Origin of the sequence: Lysobacter enzymogenes, assembly GCF_017355525.1 — a bacterium.
GTDB classification, from domain to species: Bacteria; Pseudomonadota; Gammaproteobacteria; order Xanthomonadales; family Xanthomonadaceae; genus Lysobacter; species Lysobacter enzymogenes_C.
Genome location: NZ_CP067395.1, coordinates 2,622,458 through 2,645,216, shown reverse-complemented (window position 1 = coordinate 2,645,216; position 22,759 = coordinate 2,622,458). Strand labels below are relative to the sequence as shown.

Below are 22,759 nucleotides of genomic sequence, written 5' to 3'. Positions count from 1 at the left end.
TACGAACGCACCCGCCATGTCCGCGAACTTCGCCATCCGCCGCGCCACCCCGGCCGACACCGCCGTGCTCGCGGAAATCTCCGCGCGCTGCTTCGTCGTCACCTTCGGCGACTCTTATCCGCCGGTCGACCTGAGCGGTTTCCTCGCCGAAACCTATTCGCACGAAGCCATCGGCGCTTTGCTCGCCGACCCCGAGTGCGCGGCGTGGCTGCTCGAACGCGACGGCGTCGCGGTCGGCCACGCGCTGGCCGGCGCCTGCGGCTTGCCGCACGCGCAGGTCGCGCCCGGCGACGGCGAACTCAAGCGCCTGTACCTGTTGCCCGACGCGCAGAACGGCGGCTGGGGCAGCCGCCTGTTCGAAACCGCGCTGGCCTGGCTGGAACGCGACGGACCGCGCCGGCTGTGGATCGGCGTGTGGTCGGAAAATTACGGCGCGCAGCGTTTCTACGGCCGTTACGGCTTCGAGAAAGTCGGCCACTACGACTTCATCGTCGGCGACACCCGCGACCACGAATTCATCTTCAGCCGCGCCGCGAAGCCTTCGCCGTAACCGCATGGCTTACCTGTAGGAGCGGCGCAAGCCGCGACCGCGAAGCCACACACTCCGGCGAAATCGTTTCGACGCGCGCAAACGCGAACGCCGGCGTCGCAACGCCGGCGTCCGCGATGCCTCAGCAAGCGGGGCTAACCGCCCCGCCCGCACCTCACTTCTGCTCGAGCAACACATTCAACGTCGCCGCATCCAGCACGCCGCGCTTCTGCCCGAGCTTGAGCAGCATCGATTCCAGATCGCCGGCCGCGGCCGAGACCCGCGTCGTCGCCGTCGCCGACTTGAACTCGGTCGCCGCGGCGGTATCCACGCTGAGCCGCTGTCCCTTCACCGTCGCCGCCTGCGGCTTGGCTTTCGCCGCCGGGCCGCCGACGTGTTCGATCAGGATGCCGTTGTAGCCGAGCACCGCGTCGGCCGCCGCGCCCGCGCGCGCCGGCGCGGCCAGCGCATCGCCGAGGCGGCTTTCGATCGCGCGCAGCTGCGCCGGATCGGTCACCGTCAGCTCCGGGTTCGGCCGGCCCGAATACACCAGGTAAGTGATGCGCAGCCCCGGCGCGTCGGCGGCGTGGGCGAACAGCGGCGCGGCGATCAACGCCGCGGCGGCGAGCAGGGTAAGGCGCGAGCGCTTGCGCATGGCGGTTCCTCGGGCGGAGACGGTGGACGCGGTGTCAGTTGACCTGTTCATGGCCGCTCCCTTCGATGCTGTCCGACCAGACCCGGTAGAAGCCGCAGAAATCGCTGTACGGCCCGCGGTTGGCGGTGCGCGGGTCGGTGATTTCGGCGCCGCCGTTGTCGCGGTTGGTGGCCGCGGTCTGGCCGGGCTTGTGGGTCCACTTGCCGTTGCCGTCGCGACGGTACCAGTGGTAGTCGTAGCCCGGCGCGACGACCAGCGCGGCGATGTTCTTGTAGCTGGTCGCGTTGATCGCGGTGTCGGCGACCGGCTCCAGCCCGTCGCGCTCGGCCGCCGCGCGCACCGCGGCGCAGCTCATCGTGCCGGCTTGCCCGCCGGTGGCGCGGCCGGGTTGGGCGAAGGTGTTGGTGGCGCGGTTGTTGGCGTAGTTGTAGCAGTTGTTGTAGCGCTGGCGGGTGCCGCCGTCGTTCCAGTACGTCGACTGATACGTGGTTCGGCCCGGGAACATGATGTCGCCGAGGCCGCCGGAGGCGTCGGCCGGCAGCGCGCGGTTGTAGACCAGCACTTCGTCGGCGCGGTCGTTGAAGCGGTACGACGCGGTGTCCTTGTGCCCGCCGATCAGGAACGGCTGGGTCGTGTTGTCCAGGTTGGCCGCGATCGGCGTCGGCTGGGTGGTGGCGCGGCGCCCGTCGACGTAGAACGAGATCGTGTACGGCGCGGCGCTGCGGTTGACCACCGCGGCGATGTGGTGCCAGCGGTTCGGCGCCAGGCTCACGCTGCCGTCGGAGACGTAGTTGCTCCAGGCGCTGCCGTCGTTGAGCTGGAGCAGCACGTTGCGGCCCTGGTCGATGCCGAAGGCGTAGCCGCGGCCGGCGCCGGCGCCGCGGTTCTCGATCAGGGTCTTGACCCCCGACGAGCCCGGCGCGGCCAGCCGCACCCACGCGGCCACGGTGAAGCTGCCGGTGCCGACGTTGAGGTTGCTGGAATTCGGCACCTCGACGTACTTGCCGCCGCTGAGGTCGGCGCCGGTGCCGAGCCAGCCCCACGAGGACGCCGCGCCGCCGACGACGTTGCCGTTGCGGCCGTAGCCGCTGGTGTCGGGGGCGGCGTTGCCGGACAGGTCCAGATGCCATTCGCCGACCAGCCCGCTGGTGACCCGGGGCGGCGCCGCCTGTGCGGCCAGCATCGGCGCGAGCGCCAGACCCAGCGCCAGGAACCACGAAGATCGATTCATAACCGTACCTTGGGGTCGCGCCCACGCCGGACGCCGCGCGAATCTAGGGGCCCGGGACCCGCGCGACCGTGACCGCGCGCGCGCCCGCGGCGGCCGGCGCGCGGCGGTTCGCGGTTATGTGCGCTGCGGCGGTTGCGAAGCGCGAACCCGGGCGGGTCGGTTCAGCCGAGCGCGCCGAGCGCCCGGTGCAGCGGCCCGGTCCAGCGCGAGGCCGCGGCCGGGGTCGGCGGCGGCGGTGCGGGATGGGTGCAGCGGCAGTCGATCCGGCGCGGCAGGACCCACTGCGCCGGCGACCACTGCATCAGCTTCGGGTAGCTGCGCTCCAGGCGCGCGCTGGCCCGGTCGAAGAACAGGTGGACCGGGTGGACCAGGCCGATATGGCTGGGCTGTTCGCACGACACCGGCGCCGCCGAGTACATCGCCACCACGGCCAGCAGCGCCGAGGCGAGCACGTTGGCGATGGGCAGGGCGGTCGTCGTGGAGCGCGGGGCCATGAGAGCGGTGCCGTCGACTGCGGGTGGCGCGCATCCTGCGGCGCGCCGGCCGTGCAATATTTGCACGCCATCACGATTTGGATGCTTGGCTGTTTCACATTTGTTGTTCGATGACATCCATCTCATTTTGGCGACGCAGATCGCATCGCCGGGACTTGACGGATTTGCCGCGAGGGCCGGGCGCGTGACCCCGGTCGGGACCGGTCTCGCCGGCCGGCGGACGCGCGGCGCGGAACTGTGAACGCGGTTCGGCTTGGCTGAACGTTTGTAACCGGGCCGCGTGGGCCGGCCCGCGGCCGGGCAGGCGGCGCCGGGGCCGACGGCCGCCCGGCGCGCGTCGGCTCAGCGCTGCGGCGCCGGCGTCTCCTCGACCCCGTGCGCGCGCAGCAGCGCGGCGATATCGAAACGCCACAGGTTGCGCGAGCCGTTGAGCGGCCCGGCGATGCGCCGGGCGATCGCCGCCGGGTCGTCGCCGCGCTTGGGGAACTCGACCGTCTGCGGCCGCATGCTGGTGACGTACAGCTCGCCGAAGCCGCGGCCCAGGGTCGGGGCGTTTTCCAGCCACACGCTGTTGACCTCGCCGGGCAGGGCGAACGGCTTGCCCCAGCCGCCGTCGGCCGCGCGGAAGGCGATGTAGATGTCGGCCGCGCCGCGCGAATCGCCCTCGTTGCCGGCGAACACGATGAAGCGCTCCTGCGGATCGATCGCCGGGTCCATGCGGTTGGCCTTGACCCCCACGCCGATGTCGAGCCGCTGCGGCGCGGCGAACCCGTCGCCTTCGCGGCGCGCCAGATAGAGCTGGTTGGCGCCGCCGGAGTCTTCGCGCACCGCGGAGAAGTACAGATTGCCGTTGGCCGCCTGGGACGGGTTGTAGACCGTCGGCAGCCGGTTGATCTCGCCGTCGATATGCACCGGCTCGCCCCAGCCGCCGTCGGCGCGCGCGTCGACGTACCAGAGATTGGCGCCGGGGAAGGACTGGCCCGCGCGCGCGACGGTCACCGCCGCCGCGCCCGGCGCGGGCGGGCGGTTGGAGACGAAGTACAGGCGCCGGCCGTCGGGGGTCAGGTGCGGCTCGGAGTCGCGCCAGCGGCCGGAGAACGGCGCCGTGCGTACCTGTCCCCAACCCTTGGCCGTGCGCTGCGCCGTCAGGATGGTGGTGTCGGCCGAGGCGTAGTCGCCGCGCATGAAGTAGACCGTGCGGCCGTCGGCGCTGAAGCTGGCGCTGGTTTCGTTGGCGGCGGTCGACACGACGCCGGGCGCGAACAGTTCGCCGCGCGGGCCGTCGGCCGCGACGGGCGCCTGGACGGCGGTTTGGGCGACGGCGGACAGCGGCAGCAGGCACAGCACGAGCGGCAGGGCGTGGCGCGGAAGCGAAGGCATGCGGCGGTCTCCGGGACGGGAGCGGCGACGCTACGGCCGACCGCCCCGTCGTGGCCGCTGCCTGAAGTCATGGTGACTACCGGCCGCCGCCGCCGGTTGGCGCGCCGCCGATGCGGCCCGATAGTGGTCGCAGGTTCCCACTCCGCATCGCTATGGCCCGCTCGCCCAACCTGCGCAGGATCGTGATGTTGCACGGCATCTGGATGCCCGGCGTGTCGATGGCCTGGCTCGGCGCGCGCCTGGCCGCGGCCGGCTTCCAGCCCGAGACCTTCGCCTACGCCGGCGCCGCCGCCGGCCCCGACGCGGTGCTGCCCAAGCTGGTCGAGAGCCTGCGCCGCGAACCGGCGCACGTGCTCGCCCACAGCCTCGGCGGCCTGATCACCCTGAGCGCGCTGCGCGACCACCCCGAGCTGCCGGTGCGGCGGGTGGTCTGCCTGGGCTCGCCCTTGCTCGGCAGTTCCGCCGCCGGCGGCCTGTCGCGCCGTTCCTGGAGCGCGCCGGTGCTCGGCCGCGCCGCCGCGTTGCTGCTGCAAGGCTGCCCGCCGTGGCAGGGCGCGGCCCAGGTCGGCCTGATCGCCGGCCGCAGCCCGCACGGGCTCGGCCGCTATTTCGGCCACTTCGACGGCGACAGCGACGGCACCGTCGCAGTCGCCGAAACCCGCCTGCCGGGGCTGGCCGCGCACGCGGTCATCGACGCCAGCCACAGCGGCCTGCTGTTCTCGGCGCAGGCCGCGCGCATGGCCGAGGCCTTCTTCCGTCGCGGCCGGTTCGGCGACTGAGCGGCGCCCGGCGATCCGGGCGGCGTCGCACGGATCGCGCTTTTCGAGTCCCGGCGCAGGACCGATCAGGTAAAATCGCCGGCTTGTTCAGACATAAGCCGGTAACGCCATGGGTAGAGGTCCGTCGATCGAAGCACGCAAGAACGCCGAAGACGCGCGTCGCGGCAAGATCTTCACCAAGATCATCCGCGAGATCAGCGTGGCCGCGCGCCGCGGCGGCGGCGACCCCAACGGCAATCCGGGCCTGCGCACCGCGGTCGACAAGGCCCTGTCGGCGAACATGACCAAGGACGTGATCGAGCGCGCGATCAAGAAGGCCACCGGCGCGCTGGAAGGCGTGGAATACGAAGAAGTGCGCTACGAGGGCTACGCCCCCGGCGGCGTGGCGGTGATCGTCGACTGCCTGACCGACAACAAGGTCCGCACCGTGGCCGACGTGCGCCACGCGTTCAACAAGTTCGGCGGCAACCTCGGCACCGACGGCTCGGTGTCCTTCATGTTCGCCAAGCGCGGCGTGCTGTGGTTCGAGGGCGGCGCGGACGAGGAGAAGATCACCGAAGCGGCGATCGACGCCGGCGCCGACGACGTCGTGGTCTATCCCGAAGACGGCTCGATCGACGTGCTGACCGCGCCCGAGGCCTTCGCCGCGGTCAAGGCCGCGATGGAAGCCGCCGGCCTCGTCCCCGGCCAGGCCGAAGTGACCTTCCGCGCCGACAACACCAGCGCGGTGGAAGGCGAAACCGCCCAGCAGGTGGTCAAGCTGCTGAACTGGCTGGAAGACATGGACGACGTGCAGAACGTCTATTCCAACGCCGACCTCGGCGAGGATGCGTATGCGTAAGCATCGGGATTCGGGATTCGGGGTTCGGGATTCGTCGGCGGACTCGCGCTGACGCGGCGCCATGCCCAATCCCCAATCCCCAATCCCCAATCCCGGCCACGTGCGCATCCTGGGCATCGACCCCGGCTCGCAGCGCACCGGCCTGGGCGTGATCGACATGGCCGCCGACGGCCGCTGCACCTTCGTCGCCGCGCGCGCGCTCAAGCTGCTCGACGCCGAGGATTTCCCCTCGCGCCTGGGCCTGCTGTGCGAAGGCCTGGAAGCGGCGCTGGACGAATTCGGGCCGATGCAGGTCGCGATCGAGACGGTGTTCATGGACAAGTCCGCGACTTCCGCGCTCAAGCTCGGCCACGCCCGCGGCGCCGCCCTGGCCACGGTGGTGCGCCGGCGCATCCCGATCAGCGAATACGCGCCGCGGCTCATCAAGCAGTCGCTGGTCGGGCGCGGCGCGGCCGACAAGCAGCAGGTCCAGCACATGGTGCGGCTGTTGCTGAACCTGCCCGAAGTGAAGCTGCAGGCCGACGCCGCCGACGCGCTTGCGGTCGCGCTGACCCATGCCCATGTGAGCGCTACGGCCCAGCGCACCGGCATCGCCACCCACCAGCTGCGCAGGCGCGGCGCCTGAGATGGCCGCCGTCCGGGTCGTCGCCGCGCCGTCCGCGGCGCGCGGGGTAGGGTCCCGCGCGCGCGTCCGCGTTGTCCCTGATAGCCGCCGCGCTTCGGTTTCCCTTTTCTCTTGTTCGCGACGCGCCGGCGACGGCGGGTCGCATCGCCCTATCGGAGTCATCCCGTGATCGGTCGCCTCAAAGGCATCCTGGCGCACAAGCAGCCGCCGTGGCTGGTGGTCGACGTGCATGGCGTGGGCTACGAGCTCGAAGCGCCGATGAGCACGTTCTACGACCTGCCCGACGTCGGCCGCGAAGTCGCGTTGTTCACCCATTACGCGCAGAAGGAAGACAGCGTCTCGCTGTACGGCTTCCTGCGCGAGAGCGAACGGCGGCTGTTCCGCGACGTGCAGAAGGTCAGCGGCATCGGCGCCAAGATCGCGCTGGCGGTGCTGTCGGGCGTGTCGGTCGACGAATTCGCGCGGCTGGTCCAGGTCGGCGACGTCACCGCGCTGACCCGCATTCCCGGCATCGGCAAGAAGACCGCCGAGCGCATGGTGGTGGAACTGCGCGACCGCGCCGCCGACCTGGCCGGCGCCGGCGCCACCCTGCCCAGCGGCGGCATCCCCGCCGACCCGCAGAGCGAGGCCGTAGTGGCCTTGCAGCAGCTCGGCTACAAGCCGGCCGAAGCCGCGCGCATGGCGCGCGAGGCCACCGCGGCCGGCGACGAAGCCGCCGCCATCATCCGCAAAGCGCTACAGTCCGCGCTGCGTTGAGACGGCGGTTCACCGCCCGGAATCTGACGACAATGTCTTCTACCGTTCCTACCTCGCACGCCCCGAAAAAGGCCCACGACTCCGCGTCGGACGGCCAACACGGGCACCACCACGGCAAGCAAGGCCTGCCGGGACTCATCGTCGGCGCGATCGGGGTGGTGTTCGGCGACATCGGCACCAGCCCGCTGTACACACTGAAGGAAGCGTTCTCGCCGCACTTCCACCTGACCAGCAACCACGACACCGTGCTCGGCATCCTGTCGCTGGTGTTCTGGGCGCTGATGATCGTGGTGACGGTCAAGTACGTCACCATCATCATGCGCGCCGACAACGACGGCGAAGGCGGGATCATGGCGCTGATGACCCTGGCCCAGCGCACCCTGGCCAAGGGCGGGCGCTCGGCGTACGTGGTCGGCATCCTCGGCATCTTCGGCGCCTCGCTGTTCTTCGGCGACAGCGTCATCACCCCGGCGATCTCGGTGCTCGGCGCGGTCGAGGGCCTGGAAGTCGCCGCGCCCGGCCTGCACCGCTTCATCGTGCCGATCACCGTGGTGATCCTGGTGATGGTGTTCCTGGCCCAGCGCTTCGGCACCGAGAAGGTCGGCAAGGTGTTCGGGCCGATCACCATGATCTGGTTCGTGTCGCTGGCCGCGATCGGCGTCTACAACATCATCCAGGGCCCGGAAGTGCTCAAGGCGCTGAACCCGATGTGGGGCGCGCGCTTCTTCATGGAACACGGCGCGCAGTCGGTGCTGATCCTCGGCGTGGTGGTGCTGGCGGTGACCGGCGGCGAAGCGCTGTACGCCGACATGGGCCACTTCGGCGCCAAGCCGATCCGCTACGCGTGGTACATCATGGTGCTGCCGAGCCTGATGCTGAACTACCTCGGCCAGGGCGCGTTCGTGCTGAACCATCCGCGCGCGGTGGTCAATCCGTTCTTCGAATCGGTGCCGCCGTGGGCGCTGTATCCGATGATCGTGCTGGCGACGATGGCGGCGGTGATCGCCTCGCAGGCGGTCATCACCGGCGCGTACTCGGTGTCGCGCCAGGCCATGCAGCTGGGCTACATCCCGCGCATGCAGATCAAGCACACCTCCTCGAGCACGATCGGCCAGATCTACGTTCCGTACATCAACTGGATCCTGGCGATCGCGGTCATCACCGTGGTCCTGGCGTTCCGCAGCTCGACCGCGCTGGCCACCGCCTACGGCATCTCGGTGTCGGCGACGATGCTGATCGACACCCTGCTGCTGGCCCTGGTCGCGCGCGCGCTGTGGCCGCGCTGGCGCAAGTGGGTGCTGCCGCTGTGCGTGCTGTTCTTCGTGGTCGACGTCGGCTTCGTCATCGCCAACGGCGCCAAGTTCTTCGACGGCGCCTGGTTCCCGCTGGCGCTGGGCCTGATCGTGTTCACCCTGCTGCGCACCTGGCGCCGCGGCCGCGAGCTGCTGCACGAGGAAGTGCGCAAGGAAGGCATTTCGCTCGACAGCTTCCTGCCCGGGCTGATGCTGGCGCCGCCGGTGCGGGTGCCGGGCACGGCGATCTTCATGACCGCCGACAAGGGCGTGGTGCCGCACGCGCTGCTGCACAACCTCAAGCACAACAAGGTGCTGCACGAGCGCAACGTGTTCCTGACCGTGGAAACCCTCGGCGTGCCGTACGCGCCCAAGGAGAAGCGGCTCAAGATCGAGGCGATCGGCAACGACTTCTACCGCGTGCTGATCCGCTTCGGCTTCATGGAAGTGCCCGACGTGCCGCTGGCGCTGATGCGCTCGTGCGACGCCGGCGGCATCTACTTCGATCCGATGGACACGACCTATTTCGCCAGCCGCGAGACCGTCGTCGCCAGCCGCCACCGCGGCATGCCGATCTGGCGCGACCGCCTGTTCGCCTTCATGCACCGCAACGCGGCGCCGGCGACCGGATTCTTCCGCATTCCGGGCAACCGCCTGGTCGAGCTGGGCGCGCAGGTCGAGATCTGAGCATGGCCGGCAGCGTCCTGGACTGGCGCGTCTACGGCCGCGCGCCGAGTCTTGAGACGTTCTGGGACGAGCAACGCAACCTCGGCCGGGCCGGCGCCGGCGCGGCCGACATCGCCGCGGCCGAAACCCGGCTGGCGATCGAAGTGCCGCAGTGGTTGCGCGCCTTGTACGCGCGCTACGACGGCGGCGCGGTGCGGATGGCGCGGGCGAAGCCGCTGCACGGCGACGACTGGATCGACGCCGACTGGCTGGTGCCGCGCGCGCGGCTGCTGCCGCTGGCGCAATGGTTCTCGCTGGCCGAACTGCGCCGGCGCGAGGATTGCCGCGACGACGCTTTCGCCGCGCTCGCGGCCGACGACAGCCGCCTGATCGCGATCGCGCTGGGCGAGGGCGACGGTACGTTGTGCCTGGATTACAGCGCGCCCGGCGCGCCGCGCATCGTGCTGACCGACCGGCGCCGACGCCTGCGCGACTACCCGGGCCACGCCGAATTCTTCGCCGATCTGGTCGAGCTCCAGTACTGGAGCCCGGCCCTGCAGTCGCGCCACGATCCGGCTGCGCAGGTCGAATGCGATCCGCAACCGCCGGCGCTCGATACGTTCTGGAGCGGCCCCGGCTATTGGGCCGAGCGCGCCGAACCCGCGGACGAAGCGGCGCTCGCCGCGGCCGAAGCGCGCCTGGGCCTGCGCCTGCCTGCGCTGCTGCGCGCGCTGTACCTGCGCCAGAACGGCGGCGACACCGAGTTCGAATGGGTGCCGTTGCGGCGCCAGCCTTCGCGCCATCGCTACGACTGGGAAGCGGCGATTCCCGACAATACCGTGTGCGCGCTCGACGACCTGCAGACCCTGGCCGACTGGGCCGAGGCGTTCCAGGGCGGCGACGCGGCGTCCGGCTTCCTGCGCGGCTACGCCGGCTGCGAGCGGCTGCTGATCCTGGCCATGCACGGCGTCGAATGGATGCTGTGCCTGGACTATCGCGAGCGCGGTCCGCACGCCGAGCCCGAGGTGGTGAGCTTCGAATTCTTCGGCGAACTGGTCGAGCTGTACCGCGCCCGCGACTTCCACCGCTTCTTCGCCGACCTGCGCCGCGGCGAGTCGTCGTAACCGCGTCGGCCGCCGCCGGCAAGCCCCGGCGCGGAATGCTGCGGTGCGCGCGTCGCGCCGGGAAGAACCGTTCCACCGGCGCCGGATTGCCGGCGCGCGCCGGGCGCGCCTAGCCTCATCGCCACTTTCTGCGATGAGGATTGCGCCATGACCGATCTTCGCTCCGCCACGCGCCGCGACAACGGCGTGTTCGTCATCCAGCAAGACCAGGCCGAGCGGCTGCGCGGCGACGGCAGCGAACTGTGGCTGCTGGCCGACGCCAGCGACTGCTGCGGCGCGCTCGGCTGCAACCGCCTGCGCCTGCAACCCGGCGCCGCCGGCGCCCGTCCGCACCTGCACCGGCGCTCCAGCGAGGCGTTCTACGTGCTCGACGGCGTCCTGGAGATGCAGATCGACGGCGAGAGCGTGCGCCTGGAGCAGGGCGGGCTCGCGGTGATCCCGGCCGGGGTGACGCATTCCTTCCGCGCCGGCGCGGACGAAGTCGCCGACGTCTTCGTGACCCTGGCGCCGGGCACCGACCGCTTCGATTACTTCCGCGCGTTGCCGAAGATCCTGCGCGGCGAGGTCGGCGCGGACGAACTGGCGCAGATGCACGAACGCTACGACGTGCATTTCGTCTGAGCGGCCGGCCGGATCGTCGCGGGCGGGGCAGGGGAGCCGCCGCGTCCCGCCGCGGCCGGCCTGGCGCGATTTGTCCACAGGCGCGGCCCGGCCGGCGCCGAGGCGAACGGCGCACGCTGCGCGCCGGGCCGCGTCCGAGCGCATGGTTTCCGCGACGAGCGCGCAGCGGCGGCCGATCCGGTACGTTCCGCCGCTGCGCCCGCGCCCCGTCCCATGCGAACATATCCGCATGAACGATCAGCGCATCATCGGTTCCGGCGCCACCCGCGAAGACGAGGCCATCGAGGCCTCGATCCGGCCCAAGCGCCTGGACGAATACCTCGGCCAGCAGCCGGTGCGCGAGCAGCTCAAGATCTACATCGAGGCGGCCAAGGGCCGCGGCGAGGCGCTCGACCACGTGCTGATCTTCGGCCCGCCGGGCCTGGGCAAGACCACGCTGAGCCACGTCATCGCCAACGAACTCGGGGTCAACCTGCGCCAGACCTCCGGCCCGGTGATCGAGAAGGCCGGCGACCTGGCCGCGCTGCTGACCAACCTGCAGCCGCACGACGTGCTGTTCGTCGACGAAATCCACCGCCTCTCGCCGCTGGTCGAGGAAGTGCTGTACCCGGCGATGGAGGACTACCAAATCGACATCATGATCGGCGAGGGCCCCGCCGCGCGCTCGATCAAGATCGACCTGCCGCCGTTCACCCTGATCGGCGCGACCACCCGCGCCGGCCTGCTGACCGCGCCGCTGCGCGACCGTTTCGGCATCGTCCAGCGGCTGGAGTTCTACAACGCCGAGGAACTGACCCGGATCGTGCGCCGCTCGGCGCAGATCCTCGGCATCGCCTGCGAGGCCGAGGGCGCGGCCGAAATCGCCAAGCGCTCGCGCGGCACCCCGCGCATCGCCAACCGCCTGCTGCGGCGGGTGCGCGACTACGCCCAGGTGCGCGCGAACGGCCACATCGACCGCGCCGTCGCCGATGCGGCGATGGCGATGCTCAAGGTCGATCCGGAAGGCTTCGACGATCTCGACCGGCGCATGCTCCGGATCATCATCGAATCCTTCGACGGCGGCCCGGTCGGGGTCGAATCGCTGGCCGCGGCGCTGAGCGAGGAGCGCGGCACGCTGGAAGACGTGATCGAGCCGTTCCTGATCCAGCAGGGCTATCTGATCCGCACCGCGCGCGGCCGCATGGCGACCTCGCGCGCTTATCGCCATTTCGGCCTGGACCCGCGCGAGCGGCCGGGCGGAGCCGGAGAACTGTTCTGATGCGAGCCGCAGCGACGCCGGCCGCCGCACCGCACGGGGGCCGCGCATGAGCGCGGCCGCGGCGGATGCGGCGCGAATTCCCGGCTTATTCAGTTGGCCGACACGCGTTTATTGGGAAGATACCGACGCCGGCGGGCTGGTGTACCACGCCCAATACCTGGCTTTCATGGAGCGCGCGCGCAGCGAATGGGTGCGCGCCCTGGGTTACGGCCAGGACGGCCTGCGGCTGCAGCACGGGCTGATGTTCGTGGTCGCCGGCATGCAGATCGGCTTCCTCAAGCCCGGACGGCTGGACGACGAACTGCGCGTCACCGTGGAACTGGTGCGCTGCCGCCGCGCCAGCCTGATCTTCGTCCAGCGCGTGCTGCGCGGCGAGGAGCGGCTGATCGAGGCCGAGGTGAAGATCGCTTCGGTGGACGCGCGGCAACTGCGTCCGTGCCCGATCCCGCCGACGCTGTACGCGCAGTTGCAGGCGCAGGAAGTGCCGGCGCCGGGCGGCTGAGCCGCGTCGCCGTCCGCATTGCGGCCGGCTTCACGGGCCCGGTAGTAAAACCCGCGCCAACCGTTGCCGCTTGCGTTCCGTTCCGCCCGCTTCGCCCCGCCAGCTGCACCGGCCCGCTTCGACCCGCCCGCTACAACCTGCGCCGCCAACCCCACGACACCCTGCGGAACGTTGACTCCCGACGCGCCGCACGCCCCACACAAGCCCTCGCACCGGGCATGGAGAACCGAGCATGACGTCATCGCTGATCGCGCTACTGGCCACCACCGTGCAGGCCCTGCCGGAGGAAGCCACCCAAGCGGTGACCCAGGCCGCCACCGCCGCCGGCAAGGCGTCCGCCGAATTCAGCCTGCTGGACCTGGTGATCAAGGCCAGCCTGCCGGTGCAGTTCATCATGGCGCTGCTGGTGATCGCCTCGCTGACCTCGTGGTTCATCATCTTCCGCAAATGGAAAGTGATCCGCCGCGCCAAGGCCGAAGCCGACCATTTCGAAGAGCGCTTCTGGTCCGGCGCCGAACTGTCCAAGCTGTACGCCGGCACCACCGAGCGCGCGCGCAGCATCGGCGGCCTGGAAGCGATCTTCGAATCGGGCTTCCGCGAGTTCAACCGCGTGCGCCAGCGCCGCGGCGTCGACGCCCGCGCCCAGATCGAAGGCGCCCAGCGCGCGATGCGCGCGACCGGCTCGCGCGAGATCGACGGGCTCGAGCACAACCTGGAACTGCTCGCCAACATCGGCTCGACCTCGCCCTACATCGGCCTGGTCGGCACCGTGTTCGGCATCATGGTGACCATGCACTCGCTGGTGTCCGCGTCCAAGCAGGTCGGCATCGCCGACGTCGCCCCGGGCATTTCCGAGGCGCTGCTGGCGACCGCGATGGGCCTGTTCGTGGCGATCCCGGCGGTGTGGGCCTACAACCGCTTCGCCACCGGCGTGGAGCGGCTGGCGGTGCGTTACGACGCGTTCTCCGAGGAGTTCTCCTCGATCCTGCAACGGCAGGCGCACCTGGACGAGTGATGCGGGCGCAAGCCATCGCCACCGCATAGCCCGCGCCGCGGGCGCGCGACGCGACCCGAGCGGGCGCGGCGCCCCGCACCACCAGCGCGCAACCCGAGGAATCCGTCATGTCCGGCACCATCCGCCGCCCGCACAAACGCAAGCTCAAGGCCGACATCAACGTCGTGCCGTACATCGACGTCATGCTGGTGCTGTTGATCATCTTCATGGTCACCGCGCCGCTGCTGACGCTCGGCGTCGACGTCGACCTGCCCAAGTCCAACGCCAAATCGACCAACACCACCAGCGACCCGGTCGTGGTCCAGGTCGACGAGTCCGGCAACTTCTTCCTGACCGTGCGCGCCGGCAAGAAGGAAGCGGTGACCGCCGAAACCCTGGCGACCAAGGTCGGGGCGATGGTCAAGCAGAACGACAAGGACAAGCTGCAGGTCTACATCGCCGGCGACGGCCGCTCCAATTACCAGCCGGTCATGGATGCGATGAACATCCTGCAGAAGGCCGGGGTCGAGAAGGTCAGCCTGATCAGCCAGCCCGAGAAGAACAAGCAATGAGGGAGAGCCGCGCCGACACGGTGCAAGCGCTGATCCTGGTCGTGCTGCTGCACGGCCTGTTGCTCGCTGCGCTGATCATCGCCGCGCTGCTGAGCTGGAACAGCGGCGCGGTGTCCGCGGCCGGTTCGCCGGTGACCACCGAACTGGCCGAGATGAGCGACCTGTCGCCGGCGATGCAGCGCACCCTGCGCAGCAAGGTCAAGCCGGTCGAACAGCCCGAGCCGTTGCCGGAGGAGGCCGAGCCGCTGCCGCAGCCGGTCGCCGAGCCCAAGCCGCAGGACGCGGTGTCGCCGCAGCAGCAGTCGCCGCAGGATTTCATTCCGGTGCCCGACACCACCAGCCAGGAGCAGGTGGTCGACGCGCCGACGCCGAATCCGGCCGAGGAAAAGAAGCTGCAGGAAGCCAAGGCGCGCCAGGAACAGGTCGACCTGACCGAGCAGAAGCGCCAGGAAGAAGCGCAGCAGAAGCAGCGCCTGGCCGAGCAGCAGGACGCCGAGCGGCAGAAGAAGCTCGAGGAAATCCGCCGCGAGCGCGCGAACCTGCAACGCGAGCAGAATCTGGCCGAGCAGAAGCTGCAACAGCTCGCCGACCGCCGCGCGACCCAGGCCAGCCAATCCGCTGCGGCGGCCGCGCCGGCGCAGCAGGCCGGCAACCAGGGCGCCGATACCGGCTTGCTGGCGCGCTATCAGGCGGCGTTGCAGTCGGCGATCAAGAGCAAGTGGACGCGTCCGGACTCGGTGCCGCTCGGCGCCGCGTGCCGCCTCAGCATCCGCCAGCTGCCCGGCGGGCAGGTGATCGCGGTGGAAGTGGTCGAGCCCTGCAGTTACGACGAGGCCGGCCGGCGTTCGGTCGAAGCGGCGGTGCTCAAGGCCCAGCCGCTGCCGTACGCCGGGTTCGAAAGCGTGTTCCAGCGCAGCCTGACCATCAATTTCCGCGCCGAGGACCGCTGATGCGCGCCGCCTCTCACCGTCTGCTGTCGGCTGCGATCCTCGCCGCCGCCGCTCTGGTCGCCGCCGCGCCCGCAACCGCGGCCAAGAACGAAATCGGCCAGGCCTGCGACAGCCCCGAGCACTGCCTGCCGCAGAACCAGCTGCGCTATTACGAACTGCTGCGCCAGGCGATCGGCCAGCACTGGCGGCCGCCGGACAGCGCCGCCGCCGACAGCGTCTGCACCCTCGAACTGAACCAGTCGCCCGGCGGCGCGGTGACTTCGGTGCGCGTGATCGAACCCTGCGGCCTCGACGCCGCCGCGCGCGACACCTTGCTGGCGGCCGTGCGCGAGGCCAGCCCCTTGCCGTACCAGGGCTACCAGCAGGTGTTCAAGCCGCAACTGCGGCTGGCCGTGCACGTGCCCGAACCGGACGAGCGCGCCGGCCGGGTCAAACGCTGGTGGCGGCAGGTGCGCGAACGCTGACCGCGCCGGCCTGTGCCGGCTCGGGCGGTCCGCCCGGCGGATACGCCGTCGGCTGGCCTGAATGGGCCGAATTCGACCGAATTGGACATTTATGACGCTCTTTACGCGCCGTTTGCCGCCGTACGCGCGCCGATAACACTTTGAAACGCAAATTGACCCTGGGTTTTGAGCCCACGTTCACCCAACAGCGTTAACAATGCCGAACCTGAACAAACCCCCGTTGGATCTTCACGGAGTGCCGATGAAACGACCCCTGCGCTGGCTGGCCACGCTGCTCGCCGTCCTGATCCCCTTCGCCGCATCGGCCCAGCAAAAGGGGTTGGAGATCGACATCGTCGGCGGCCTGGCTTCGGCCACCCCGATCGCCGTGGTGCCCATGCCCTACCAGGGCGGCGGCGCGGCGCCGCCGACCGACGTGGCCGAAGTGGTCCGCAACGACCTCAACCGTTCCGGCCAGTTCCGCGGCCTGCCGGTCGAGCAGATGGCGGCCAAGCCGACCCGCGGCAGCGAAATCAGCTTCCCCGACTGGCGCGCGCTGAATCAGGACTACATCGTGGTCGGCCGCGTGCTCGACGCCGGCGCCGGCAGCTACCGGGTCGAGTACGAGCTGTACGACGTGGGCAAGCAGCAGCGCCTGCTCGGCTTCGCCCTGACCGCGCGCGCCAACGCCCTGCGCGACGTCGCCCATCAGGTCGCCGACAAGATCTACGAGCAGGTCACCGGCGTGCGCGGCGCGTTCTTCACCCGCATCGCCTACGTGACCGCCACCGGCACCGGCCGCGGCGCCAACTACGCGCTGATGGTCGCCGACTCCGACGGCTACAACCCGCAGACCGTGGTGCGCTCGCCCGAGCCGCTGCTGTCGCCGTCGTGGAGCCCGGACGGCAACCGCCTGGCCTACGTCAGCTTCGAAGGCGGCAATTCCTCGATCTACATCCAGAACATCGGCACCGGCAGCCGCGAGCTGGTCGCCAAGTTCCGCGGCATCAACGGCGCCCCGGCGTTCTCGCCCGACGGCCGCCGCCTGGCCCTGACCCTGTCGCGCAGCGGCAACCCCGAGATCTATGTCATGGACCTCGGCAGCAAGGCGCTGACCCAGCTGACCAACCACTTCGGCATCGACACCGAGCCGACCTGGTCGGCCGACGGCGGCAAGATCTATTTCACCTCCGACCGCGGCGGCAAGCCGCAGATCTACTCGGTCGCGGCCAGCGGCGGCAGCGCCACCCGGGTGACCTTCCAGGGCAGCTACAACGCCAGCGCCAGCGTGTCCTTCGACGGCAAGAAGATCGCCACCGCCCAGGGCGCGGGCAACACCTACCGGATCGCGGTCATGGATTCCAGCACCGGCGGCGCCCTGTGGAGCACCCTGTCGCCCGGTTCGCTGGACGAATCGCCGAGCTTTGCCCCGAACGCCTCCATGATCATTTATGCTGCGCGCGAAGGACGCCGTGGCGTGCTGTATGCCGTTTCCGCCGATGCCCGGGTGCGCCAGCGCCTGGTGCTCGCCGACGGCGACGTGCGCGAACCGGCCTGGGGGCCCTACCGCCTGCCGCGCTGATGCGCCGGCCGGCCCCCACGCGCGGAACGCGCCGAATTACGCCTGCACCACTCCCCGAACGACTCCTGCCCCACGTTACAACTGACGAGGAATACCCATGAACAACGCTGCCCGCATCCTGCTCGTCGCCGTGCTCTGCACCGCGGCCGTCGCCTGCTCGAAGAAGGTCAAGGAAAACGTCCCGACCGACACCGGCACCGGCCCGACCACCACCCAGCCCGGCGGCGACACCGGCCCGGTCGCCTCGGGCGCCTACGGCCCGAACGACCTCGACACCGACGCCTGCCTGCGCCAGCGCGTGGTCTACTTCGACCTCGACCAGGATTCGCTGAAGCCGGAATTCCAGGCCATCGTCGGCTGCCACGCCAAGTACCTGCGCGACCGTCCGTCCTCGCGCATGACCCTGGAAGGCAACGCCGACGAGCGCGGCAGCCGCGAGTACAACCTGGGTCTGGGCGAGCGCCGCGGCAATGCCGTGTCCTCGGCCATCCAGGCCAACGGCGGCTCGGGCAGCCAGATCACCGTCGTGTCCTACGGCGAGGAGCGTCCGGTCTGCACCGACTCGAACGAAGACTGCTGGTCGAAGAACCGTCGCGTCGAGATCGTCTACACCGCCAAGTAATCGGCGGCTGAAGCTTTACCGAGCAACTCAAGACGAGGCTGACCCGCGATGCGGAAGTTCGCAGATCGCAAGTTCGCACTGGCCTTGGCAGTCGTGGCGGCCCTAGCGGCCGCCACGCCCGCTTTTGCCCAGCGCGCGAGCCTGGCCGATCGGGTGGCGACGCTGGAACAGCGCGCTTCCGACAACCAGGCCAACATGGACCTGCTCAACCAGGTCACCCAGCTCAAGTCGGAAATGCAGGCGCTGCGCGCCCAGGTCGAGGAATTGCAGCAGCAGAACCGCCAGCTGCAGGAATCGGGCAAGGCGCAGTACCTGGACACCGACAACCGCCTCAACCGGCTCGAAAGCGGCGCGCCCGCCGCCGCCGCGCCGGGGCCGCAAGCGGCCGCCAAGCCTTCGCCGCCGCCCGCGGCGGCGAAGCCGGCGGTGAAGGACACCCCGCCGAGCGTGCACGGCGATCCGGGCCTGCTGGCCCAGAGCGGCGACGAACGCACCGCCTACGACGCCGCGTTCAACCAGCTCAAGGCCGGCCAGTACGTCGAATCGGCGCGCCTGTTCCAGGAGTTCCTGGCCGTGCACCCGAACGGCGCCTACACGCCGAACGCACTGTATTGGCTCGGCGAGAGTTACTACGTCACCCAGAACTACCAGCTCGCGCAGGAGCAGTTCCAGGCCCTGCTCGATCGTTATCCGACCCACGACAAGGCCGCCGGGGCCCTGCTCAAGGTCGGCCTGGCCCAGTTCGGGCTGAAACAGGTCGACGCCGCCGAGCGCACGCTCGCCGACGTGGCCAACCGGTATCCCGGTACCGATGCGGCCCGCACCGCTGCCGATCGCCTCAACGCGATCCAGCTGAGCCGGCTGCGCAACTGAGTCCCGTCATGAGCGCCGTTGTCTCCGAGACGGCCGCAGCGCCGTCCTCCGAGCGCCTGCGGCTGACCGAAATCTTCCTGTCGCTGCAAGGCGAATCCGACAGCATCGGCTGGCCGACCGTGTTCGTGCGCCTGACCGGCTGCCCGCTGCGCTGCCAGTACTGCGACACCGCCTACGCATTCCACGGCGGCGAGTGGTGGACTTTCGATTCGATCCTGGCCGAAGTCGCTCAGCACGGCGCCCGCCACGTCTGCGTGACCGGCGGCGAGCCGCTGGCGCAGAAGCGCTGCATCGAACTGCTCAAGCGCCTGTGCGATGCCGGCTACGAAGTCTCGCTGGAAACCTCCGGCGCGATCGACATCGCCGCGGTCGACCCGCGCGTGTCGCGCGTGCTCGACATCAAGACCCCCGATTCCAAGGAAGCCCACCGCAACCTGTGGAGCAACCTGCCGCTGCTGAGCGCGCGCGACCAGATCAAGTTCGTGATCTGCAGCCGCGAGGACTACGAATGGTCCAAGGCCATCGTCGCCGAGCACGGCCTGACCGCGATCTGCGCGGTGATGTTCTCGCCGAGCTTCCACCAGATCCGCCCGCGCGACCTGGCCGACTGGATCGTCGCCGACCGGCTGCCGGTACGGTTCCAGCTGCAACTGCACAAGATCCTGTGGGACGACGCGCCGGGGCGCTGAGCGCCGCTTGAGCCCTTGCGGGAGGCCGTCCAGGCCTTGCCGCAAGAGCGCAGATGCATCGGGCCGCAGGCCCCGCAGGCGCCAAACCGCGCAAGCCCGGCTGCTGTAGCCTGTCTCCCTCCCGTAATCCCTGCCGATCGTCAAAACCATGAAAAAAGCCGTCGTCCTCGTCTCCGGAGGCATGGACTCCGCCGTCGTCGCCGCCATCGCGCGCGAGCAGGGCTTCGCGGTGCATGCGCTGAGCGTGCGCTACGGCCAGCGCCACACCTCCGAACTCGACGCCGCCGCGCGCATCGCGCAGTCCATCGGCGCGGCCGCGCACAAGACCGTCAGCGTCGACCTGCGCAGCATCGGCGGCTCGGCCCTGACCGACGAGAGCATCCAGGTGCCGCTCGACGACGACGGCCACGCGATCGGCCAGGACGCGGCCAAGGACGCGATCCCGGTGACCTACGTGCCGGCGCGCAACACCATCATGCTGTCGATCGCGCTCGGCTGGGCCGAAGTTCTGGGCGCCAACGACATCTTCTGCGGGGTCAACGCGGTCGATTACTCCGGCTATCCCGACTGCCGCCCGGAATTCGTCGACGCCTTCGAGCGCCTGGCCAACCTCGCCACCAAGGCCGGGGTCGAGGGCGCCGGCCTGCGCGTGATCGCGCCGCTGCAGTTCCTCAGCAAGGCCGACATCGTCCGCGAAGGCGTGCGCCTGGGCGTCGACTTCGGCCAGACCGTGTCCTGCTACCAGGCCGATGAAGCCGGCCGCGCCTGCGGCCACTGCGACGCCTGCCGCCTGCGCGCCGAGGGCTTCCACGCCGCCGGCGTCGCCGACCCGACCCAGTACGTCTGAACGCGTTCGCCCCAGGGGCCTGACGCGGGCGTCATCCTGGGCTAGAATGCCCGGCTCCGGCGCGCCCGGAGTTCGGAATGGGTCGTTAGCTCAGTCGGTAGAGCATCGGACTTTTAATCCGCTGGTCGATGGTTCGAATCCATCACGACCCACCATTCCCCCGCGGTCCAGCCGCATATTTCCGCCGCACCCACTCGCGAAAGGCCTTGTCTGCGGCCTTTCCGTCGCGTGCCTATGGACTTGTCGAATATCCATAGTCCCTGAGCCGCGCTTGCGTTGATCGTCGTGGTCCGCGCCCCTGGTTCGGGTTGCGGCCAACCTCGCGCCCTTCACGCTCGCGGTCGCGATCCTTCCAGGTTTGATCCTGCGGCCCCGTCGGCCTTGTCGACCAGCCTGTCCTTGCTGGCTGTTGCCCATGTCGTCGCCTCTTAGTGCTGCTGCCGAGGGCACATTCCTGGCGACATCGTGCCAACAGTCGCGGAGTTCGAACGGGACGTATCCCAGCCGACGCCTCAACCGACGACCGTAAACTATGCGGCGGTGCGCGCGATCTTGCGCAACGAAGCGCGCAGCGGGTCGCGCGCGTAATCGAGAAAACGACGGGTTTTCAACGGCAATTGCGCCAGCGGATGATGCAACGCATGAACCGGCAACGGTGTGGGCTCGAAAGATTCCAAAACGGGCACCAGCCGTCCCGCTTTCAGCGCATCGGCCACTTGGTAGTGCAGCAGCCGTGCGTAACCGAGGCCGGCCTCCACCGCATCGACCGCCGCCTCGGCGCCGGTCACCGACAGGCGTGTCTGCGCGCCCGTCGGGTCGTGGGCCGCGAGGTTCGAGAGCGGAATATCCAGCGCAACCGCCGGTAGTTTGGCCAGATCGCGCGGATGCTGCGGCACGCCGTGCTGCTGCAGCAACCCGGGGCTGGCGACCAGCAACGCACGCATGGCGCCGAGCCGGGTAGCGACCAGACTGCTGTCGGTCAATGCGCCGATCCGCACCGCGATATCCGCAGCGCCGGCGCTCAAGTCGACGTTGTTGTCGAGCAATTGCAGATGGACGCTGATTCCTTTGTGTTCGCGCAGGAAATCGCCGACAACCGGCAGTACATGCTTGCGTCCGAACATGCGCGGCGCGCTGATGACCAAGCGACCGGTCGGTTCGATGAACTCGCCGGCTGCCTCGCGCTTCATCTCGTCCACTTGCGCCAGGATCCGGCGCGCATCCGTGACGTAGCGACGGCCGGCGTCGGTCAAGGTCAGGCGGCGTGTGGAGCGGATCAGCAGCGCGGCGCCCAATTGCCGTTCCAACTGGCCGATCTTGCGGGTCAACGACGCGACCGCCAGGCCGCGCAACCGCGCCGCTGCCGAGAAGCTGCCGGCGTCCAGGCTGTCGAGCAACAGCGACATGGTCTCCAGCCGATCCATGGATCTCCTCATTTTTCGCAAAGGTTCTGCGCAACTTTGTTCGATTGTGGCGCAAATGCAAGCCCGCTATCTTGCCCACCAGCCAACACGCTGCGGGTGTCGATGCCTCGCCGAGGAGTAACAGGCGGTGTCGACGGCAGCTCGCACGTCGAGCGCCCGCGCCTGCGCCGTCGCCACGCATCCACCGGACCGGCGATAGAGAGCGCCCCGAACACCTTGAATCCCCACCCTGAGGACACGCCGCCATGCCGACGCTTTACTACTGCCCTTACGCTTGCTCGATGGCATCGCATGTCGCGCTGGAAGAAGCCGGCATCGCATTCGAACTCCGGAAGGTCAACATCTTCACGGGCGAGCAATTCAGGCCCGACTACCTGGCGATCAACCCGCGCGCGAAAGTACCGGCGCTGGTTTTCGACGACGGACGAGTGCTGTTGGAAACCGTCGCGATTCTTGGATGGATCGGATACAACCACCTCGACGGCGAACTGCTCGGCGCGGATGCGTTGGAACGCTCGCGCACGCTCGCCTTTTGCGCGTGGCTGTCCGGGGCCGTACACCAGACGTTCAAACAGTTCATCCACCCCGAACAGTTTGCGGCGGACGCGGCTGCGCACGCGGCGATCAAAGCGCAGGCCAAAGAGACGTATTGGGCTCAACTGCGCGAAATCGATGCGCTGTTGGCGGATCGTCCGTGGGTCATGGGCGATCGCTTCACCTTAGCCGACCCTTATGCGCTCGTCTTCTACCCGTGGGGGCGCGAACTGGGACTGCCGATTAAAGAGCTGACCCATCTCGCCGCCATGAACGATCGCCTGACCGCCCGACCCGCGGCCCGCCGGGCGCTGGAGCGGGAAAAGAGCGTCTTGCTGACGCTTTCGAAGCGGTAGTCGCGCGCTGAAGGAATGGAAGCGATCGCGGAGTCGAACGTCTGCATCCGATCGAGGCTGAGCGAATCGCCCGGGACTTTGTAGATGTTCGTCGGTCGCTGAGTGCGTGCCGCAAAGCCT

General features: G+C 69.6%; 25 protein-coding genes and 1 tRNA gene. 21 read left to right on the top strand and 5 right to left on the bottom strand.

Annotated features, from left to right (window positions below; translation table 11 throughout):
* Positions 1-16 precede the first annotated feature (16 nt).
* Entirely contained in the window at positions 17-550 is a 534-nt protein-coding gene (locus tag JHW38_RS10990; RefSeq protein WP_207525940.1) for a GNAT family N-acetyltransferase, read from the top strand.
* Positions 551-704: 154 nt separating this feature from the next.
* On the opposite strand, the gene JHW38_RS10985 is transcribed toward JHW38_RS10990, so the two are convergent.
* The 4 genes from JHW38_RS10985 to JHW38_RS10970 form a co-directional block, all read right to left on the bottom strand.
* The gene (locus JHW38_RS10985; protein WP_207525939.1) at positions 705-1,184 is read right to left on the bottom strand and encodes a hypothetical protein; all 480 of its coding nucleotides are present in this window, start codon (positions 1,182-1,184) and stop codon (positions 705-707) included.
* 34 nt (positions 1,185-1,218) lie between these two features.
* On the bottom strand, positions 1,219-2,415 hold the full coding sequence (locus JHW38_RS10980; protein WP_207525938.1) for a LamG domain-containing protein: 1,197 nt from the start codon (positions 2,413-2,415) through the stop codon (positions 1,219-1,221).
* A 161-nt stretch (positions 2,416-2,576) separates the two neighbouring features.
* Positions 2,577-2,909, bottom strand: coding sequence for a hypothetical protein (locus JHW38_RS10975; RefSeq protein WP_207525937.1), 333 nt, complete (start codon positions 2,907-2,909; stop codon positions 2,577-2,579).
* Between the two features lie 342 nt (positions 2,910-3,251).
* The gene (locus JHW38_RS10970; RefSeq protein WP_207525936.1) at positions 3,252-4,289 is read right to left on the bottom strand and encodes a TolB family protein; all 1,038 of its coding nucleotides are present in this window, start codon (positions 4,287-4,289) and stop codon (positions 3,252-3,254) included.
* A gap of 152 nt (positions 4,290-4,441) precedes the next feature.
* Between JHW38_RS10970 and JHW38_RS10965 the strand changes: the two genes are divergently transcribed.
* From JHW38_RS10965 to JHW38_RS10875, 19 genes are all read left to right on the top strand, one after another.
* A complete protein-coding gene (locus JHW38_RS10965) occupies positions 4,442-5,068 on the top strand; it encodes an esterase/lipase family protein (RefSeq protein ID WP_207525935.1) in 627 nt (208 codons plus the stop codon).
* Positions 5,069-5,177: 109 nt separating this feature from the next.
* Positions 5,178-5,909 (top strand): YebC/PmpR family DNA-binding transcriptional regulator, encoded by a 732-nt coding sequence (locus JHW38_RS10960; protein WP_207525934.1) that lies wholly within the window; start codon positions 5,178-5,180, stop codon positions 5,907-5,909.
* A gap of 61 nt (positions 5,910-5,970) precedes the next feature.
* Positions 5,971-6,534, top strand: coding sequence for a crossover junction endodeoxyribonuclease RuvC (gene ruvC / locus JHW38_RS10955; protein WP_207525933.1), 564 nt, complete (start codon positions 5,971-5,973; stop codon positions 6,532-6,534).
* A 165-nt stretch (positions 6,535-6,699) separates the two neighbouring features.
* Positions 6,700-7,290: a Holliday junction branch migration protein RuvA gene (ruvA, locus tag JHW38_RS10950; protein WP_207525932.1), complete on the top strand. Its 591-nt coding sequence runs from the start codon at positions 6,700-6,702 to the stop codon at positions 7,288-7,290.
* 32 nt (positions 7,291-7,322) lie between these two features.
* Positions 7,323-9,269, top strand: coding sequence for a potassium transporter Kup (locus JHW38_RS10945; RefSeq protein WP_207525931.1), 1,947 nt, complete (start codon positions 7,323-7,325; stop codon positions 9,267-9,269).
* Positions 9,270-9,271: 2 nt separating this feature from the next.
* Positions 9,272-10,372, top strand: coding sequence for an SMI1/KNR4 family protein (locus tag JHW38_RS10940; RefSeq protein ID WP_207525930.1), 1,101 nt, complete (start codon positions 9,272-9,274; stop codon positions 10,370-10,372).
* Between the two features lie 147 nt (positions 10,373-10,519).
* Positions 10,520-10,993 carry a cupin domain-containing protein gene (locus tag JHW38_RS10935; RefSeq protein ID WP_207525929.1) on the top strand — a complete coding sequence of 158 codons (474 nt, stop codon included), beginning with the start codon at positions 10,520-10,522 and terminating at the stop codon, positions 10,991-10,993.
* 229 nt (positions 10,994-11,222) lie between these two features.
* Positions 11,223-12,251: a Holliday junction branch migration DNA helicase RuvB gene (gene ruvB / locus JHW38_RS10930; RefSeq protein WP_207525928.1), complete on the top strand. Its 1,029-nt coding sequence runs from the start codon at positions 11,223-11,225 to the stop codon at positions 12,249-12,251.
* A gap of 46 nt (positions 12,252-12,297) precedes the next feature.
* The gene (ybgC, locus tag JHW38_RS10925; protein ID WP_207525927.1) at positions 12,298-12,753 is read left to right on the top strand and encodes a tol-pal system-associated acyl-CoA thioesterase; all 456 of its coding nucleotides are present in this window, start codon (positions 12,298-12,300) and stop codon (positions 12,751-12,753) included.
* A gap of 232 nt (positions 12,754-12,985) precedes the next feature.
* Entirely contained in the window at positions 12,986-13,768 is a 783-nt protein-coding gene (tolQ, locus tag JHW38_RS10920) for a protein TolQ (protein WP_207525926.1), read from the top strand.
* Between the two features lie 107 nt (positions 13,769-13,875).
* A complete protein-coding gene (gene tolR, locus JHW38_RS10915; protein ID WP_207525925.1) occupies positions 13,876-14,319 on the top strand; it encodes a protein TolR in 444 nt (147 codons plus the stop codon).
* Complete coding sequence (locus tag JHW38_RS10910; RefSeq protein WP_207525924.1) at positions 14,316-15,269, top strand: cell envelope integrity protein TolA; 954 nt, start codon at positions 14,316-14,318, stop codon at positions 15,267-15,269. Before tolR ends, JHW38_RS10910 begins: the two co-directional genes overlap by 4 nt.
* Positions 15,269-15,733: a TonB C-terminal domain-containing protein gene (locus tag JHW38_RS10905; RefSeq protein WP_207525923.1), complete on the top strand. Its 465-nt coding sequence runs from the start codon at positions 15,269-15,271 to the stop codon at positions 15,731-15,733. The genes JHW38_RS10910 and JHW38_RS10905 overlap by 1 nt, the downstream gene beginning before the upstream one ends.
* A 241-nt stretch (positions 15,734-15,974) precedes the next feature.
* Positions 15,975-17,294: a Tol-Pal system beta propeller repeat protein TolB gene (gene tolB / locus JHW38_RS10900; RefSeq protein ID WP_207525922.1), complete on the top strand. Its 1,320-nt coding sequence runs from the start codon at positions 15,975-15,977 to the stop codon at positions 17,292-17,294.
* A gap of 97 nt (positions 17,295-17,391) precedes the next feature.
* Positions 17,392-17,916 (top strand): peptidoglycan-associated lipoprotein Pal, encoded by a 525-nt coding sequence (pal, locus tag JHW38_RS10895; RefSeq protein WP_207525921.1) that lies wholly within the window; start codon positions 17,392-17,394, stop codon positions 17,914-17,916.
* Between the two features lie 48 nt (positions 17,917-17,964).
* Complete coding sequence (gene ybgF / locus JHW38_RS10890) at positions 17,965-18,789, top strand: tol-pal system protein YbgF (protein WP_207525920.1); 825 nt, start codon at positions 17,965-17,967, stop codon at positions 18,787-18,789.
* An 8-nt stretch (positions 18,790-18,797) separates the two neighbouring features.
* Positions 18,798-19,478: a 7-carboxy-7-deazaguanine synthase QueE gene (gene queE, locus JHW38_RS10885; protein WP_207525919.1), complete on the top strand. Its 681-nt coding sequence runs from the start codon at positions 18,798-18,800 to the stop codon at positions 19,476-19,478.
* A gap of 148 nt (positions 19,479-19,626) precedes the next feature.
* Entirely contained in the window at positions 19,627-20,325 is a 699-nt protein-coding gene (queC, locus tag JHW38_RS10880) for a 7-cyano-7-deazaguanine synthase QueC (RefSeq protein WP_207525918.1), read from the top strand.
* A 79-nt stretch (positions 20,326-20,404) separates the two neighbouring features.
* Positions 20,405-20,480: transfer RNA gene (locus JHW38_RS10875), tRNA-Lys, on the top strand.
* 375 nt (positions 20,481-20,855) lie between these two features.
* Here JHW38_RS10875 and JHW38_RS10870 read toward each other — a convergent pair.
* Positions 20,856-21,749: a LysR family transcriptional regulator gene (locus JHW38_RS10870; protein WP_207525917.1), complete on the bottom strand. Its 894-nt coding sequence runs from the start codon at positions 21,747-21,749 to the stop codon at positions 20,856-20,858.
* Between the two features lie 245 nt (positions 21,750-21,994).
* Between JHW38_RS10870 and JHW38_RS10865 the strand changes: the two genes are divergently transcribed.
* Entirely contained in the window at positions 21,995-22,639 is a 645-nt protein-coding gene (locus JHW38_RS10865; protein ID WP_207525916.1) for a glutathione S-transferase family protein, read from the top strand.
* Positions 22,640-22,759: the final 120 nt, after the last annotated feature.

Excerpts from the sequence above, each read along its gene's own strand:
- JHW38_RS10960 (WP_207525934.1), top strand. The coding sequence starts at position 5,178 with ATGGGTAGAGGTCCGTCGATCGAAGCACGCAAGAACGCCGAAGACGCG.
- JHW38_RS10865 (WP_207525916.1), top strand. The coding sequence starts at position 21,995 with ATGCCGACGCTTTACTACTGCCCTTACGCTTGCTCGATGGCATCGCAT.
- tolR (WP_207525925.1), top strand. The coding sequence starts at position 13,876 with ATGTCCGGCACCATCCGCCGCCCGCACAAACGCAAGCTCAAGGCCGAC.
- JHW38_RS10980 (WP_207525938.1), bottom strand. The coding sequence starts at position 2,415 with ATGAATCGATCTTCGTGGTTCCTGGCGCTGGGTCTGGCGCTCGCGCCG.
- ruvC (WP_207525933.1), top strand. The coding sequence starts at position 5,971 with ATGCCCAATCCCCAATCCCCAATCCCCAATCCCGGCCACGTGCGCATC.
- JHW38_RS10965 (WP_207525935.1), top strand. The coding sequence starts at position 4,442 with ATGGCCCGCTCGCCCAACCTGCGCAGGATCGTGATGTTGCACGGCATC.
- queC (WP_207525918.1), top strand. The coding sequence starts at position 19,627 with ATGAAAAAAGCCGTCGTCCTCGTCTCCGGAGGCATGGACTCCGCCGTC.
- ybgF (WP_207525920.1), top strand. The coding sequence starts at position 17,965 with ATGCGGAAGTTCGCAGATCGCAAGTTCGCACTGGCCTTGGCAGTCGTG.
- ruvB (WP_207525928.1), top strand. The coding sequence starts at position 11,223 with ATGAACGATCAGCGCATCATCGGTTCCGGCGCCACCCGCGAAGACGAG.
- JHW38_RS10935 (WP_207525929.1), top strand. The coding sequence starts at position 10,520 with ATGACCGATCTTCGCTCCGCCACGCGCCGCGACAACGGCGTGTTCGTC.
- ybgC (WP_207525927.1), top strand. The coding sequence starts at position 12,298 with ATGAGCGCGGCCGCGGCGGATGCGGCGCGAATTCCCGGCTTATTCAGT.
- JHW38_RS10910 (WP_207525924.1), top strand. The coding sequence starts at position 14,316 with ATGAGGGAGAGCCGCGCCGACACGGTGCAAGCGCTGATCCTGGTCGTG.
- JHW38_RS10990 (WP_207525940.1), top strand. The coding sequence starts at position 17 with ATGTCCGCGAACTTCGCCATCCGCCGCGCCACCCCGGCCGACACCGCC.
- JHW38_RS10985 (WP_207525939.1), bottom strand. The coding sequence starts at position 1,184 with ATGCGCAAGCGCTCGCGCCTTACCCTGCTCGCCGCCGCGGCGTTGATC.
- JHW38_RS10870 (WP_207525917.1), bottom strand. The coding sequence starts at position 21,749 with ATGGATCGGCTGGAGACCATGTCGCTGTTGCTCGACAGCCTGGACGCC.
- pal (WP_207525921.1), top strand. The coding sequence starts at position 17,392 with ATGAACAACGCTGCCCGCATCCTGCTCGTCGCCGTGCTCTGCACCGCG.
- tolB (WP_207525922.1), top strand. The coding sequence starts at position 15,975 with ATGAAACGACCCCTGCGCTGGCTGGCCACGCTGCTCGCCGTCCTGATC.
- JHW38_RS10970 (WP_207525936.1), bottom strand. The coding sequence starts at position 4,289 with ATGCCTTCGCTTCCGCGCCACGCCCTGCCGCTCGTGCTGTGCCTGCTG.
- JHW38_RS10975 (WP_207525937.1), bottom strand. The coding sequence starts at position 2,909 with ATGGCCCCGCGCTCCACGACGACCGCCCTGCCCATCGCCAACGTGCTC.
- JHW38_RS10940 (WP_207525930.1), top strand. The coding sequence starts at position 9,272 with ATGGCCGGCAGCGTCCTGGACTGGCGCGTCTACGGCCGCGCGCCGAGT.
- JHW38_RS10945 (WP_207525931.1), top strand. The coding sequence starts at position 7,323 with ATGTCTTCTACCGTTCCTACCTCGCACGCCCCGAAAAAGGCCCACGAC.
- queE (WP_207525919.1), top strand. The coding sequence starts at position 18,798 with ATGAGCGCCGTTGTCTCCGAGACGGCCGCAGCGCCGTCCTCCGAGCGC.
- JHW38_RS10905 (WP_207525923.1), top strand. The coding sequence starts at position 15,269 with ATGCGCGCCGCCTCTCACCGTCTGCTGTCGGCTGCGATCCTCGCCGCC.
- tolQ (WP_207525926.1), top strand. The coding sequence starts at position 12,986 with ATGACGTCATCGCTGATCGCGCTACTGGCCACCACCGTGCAGGCCCTG.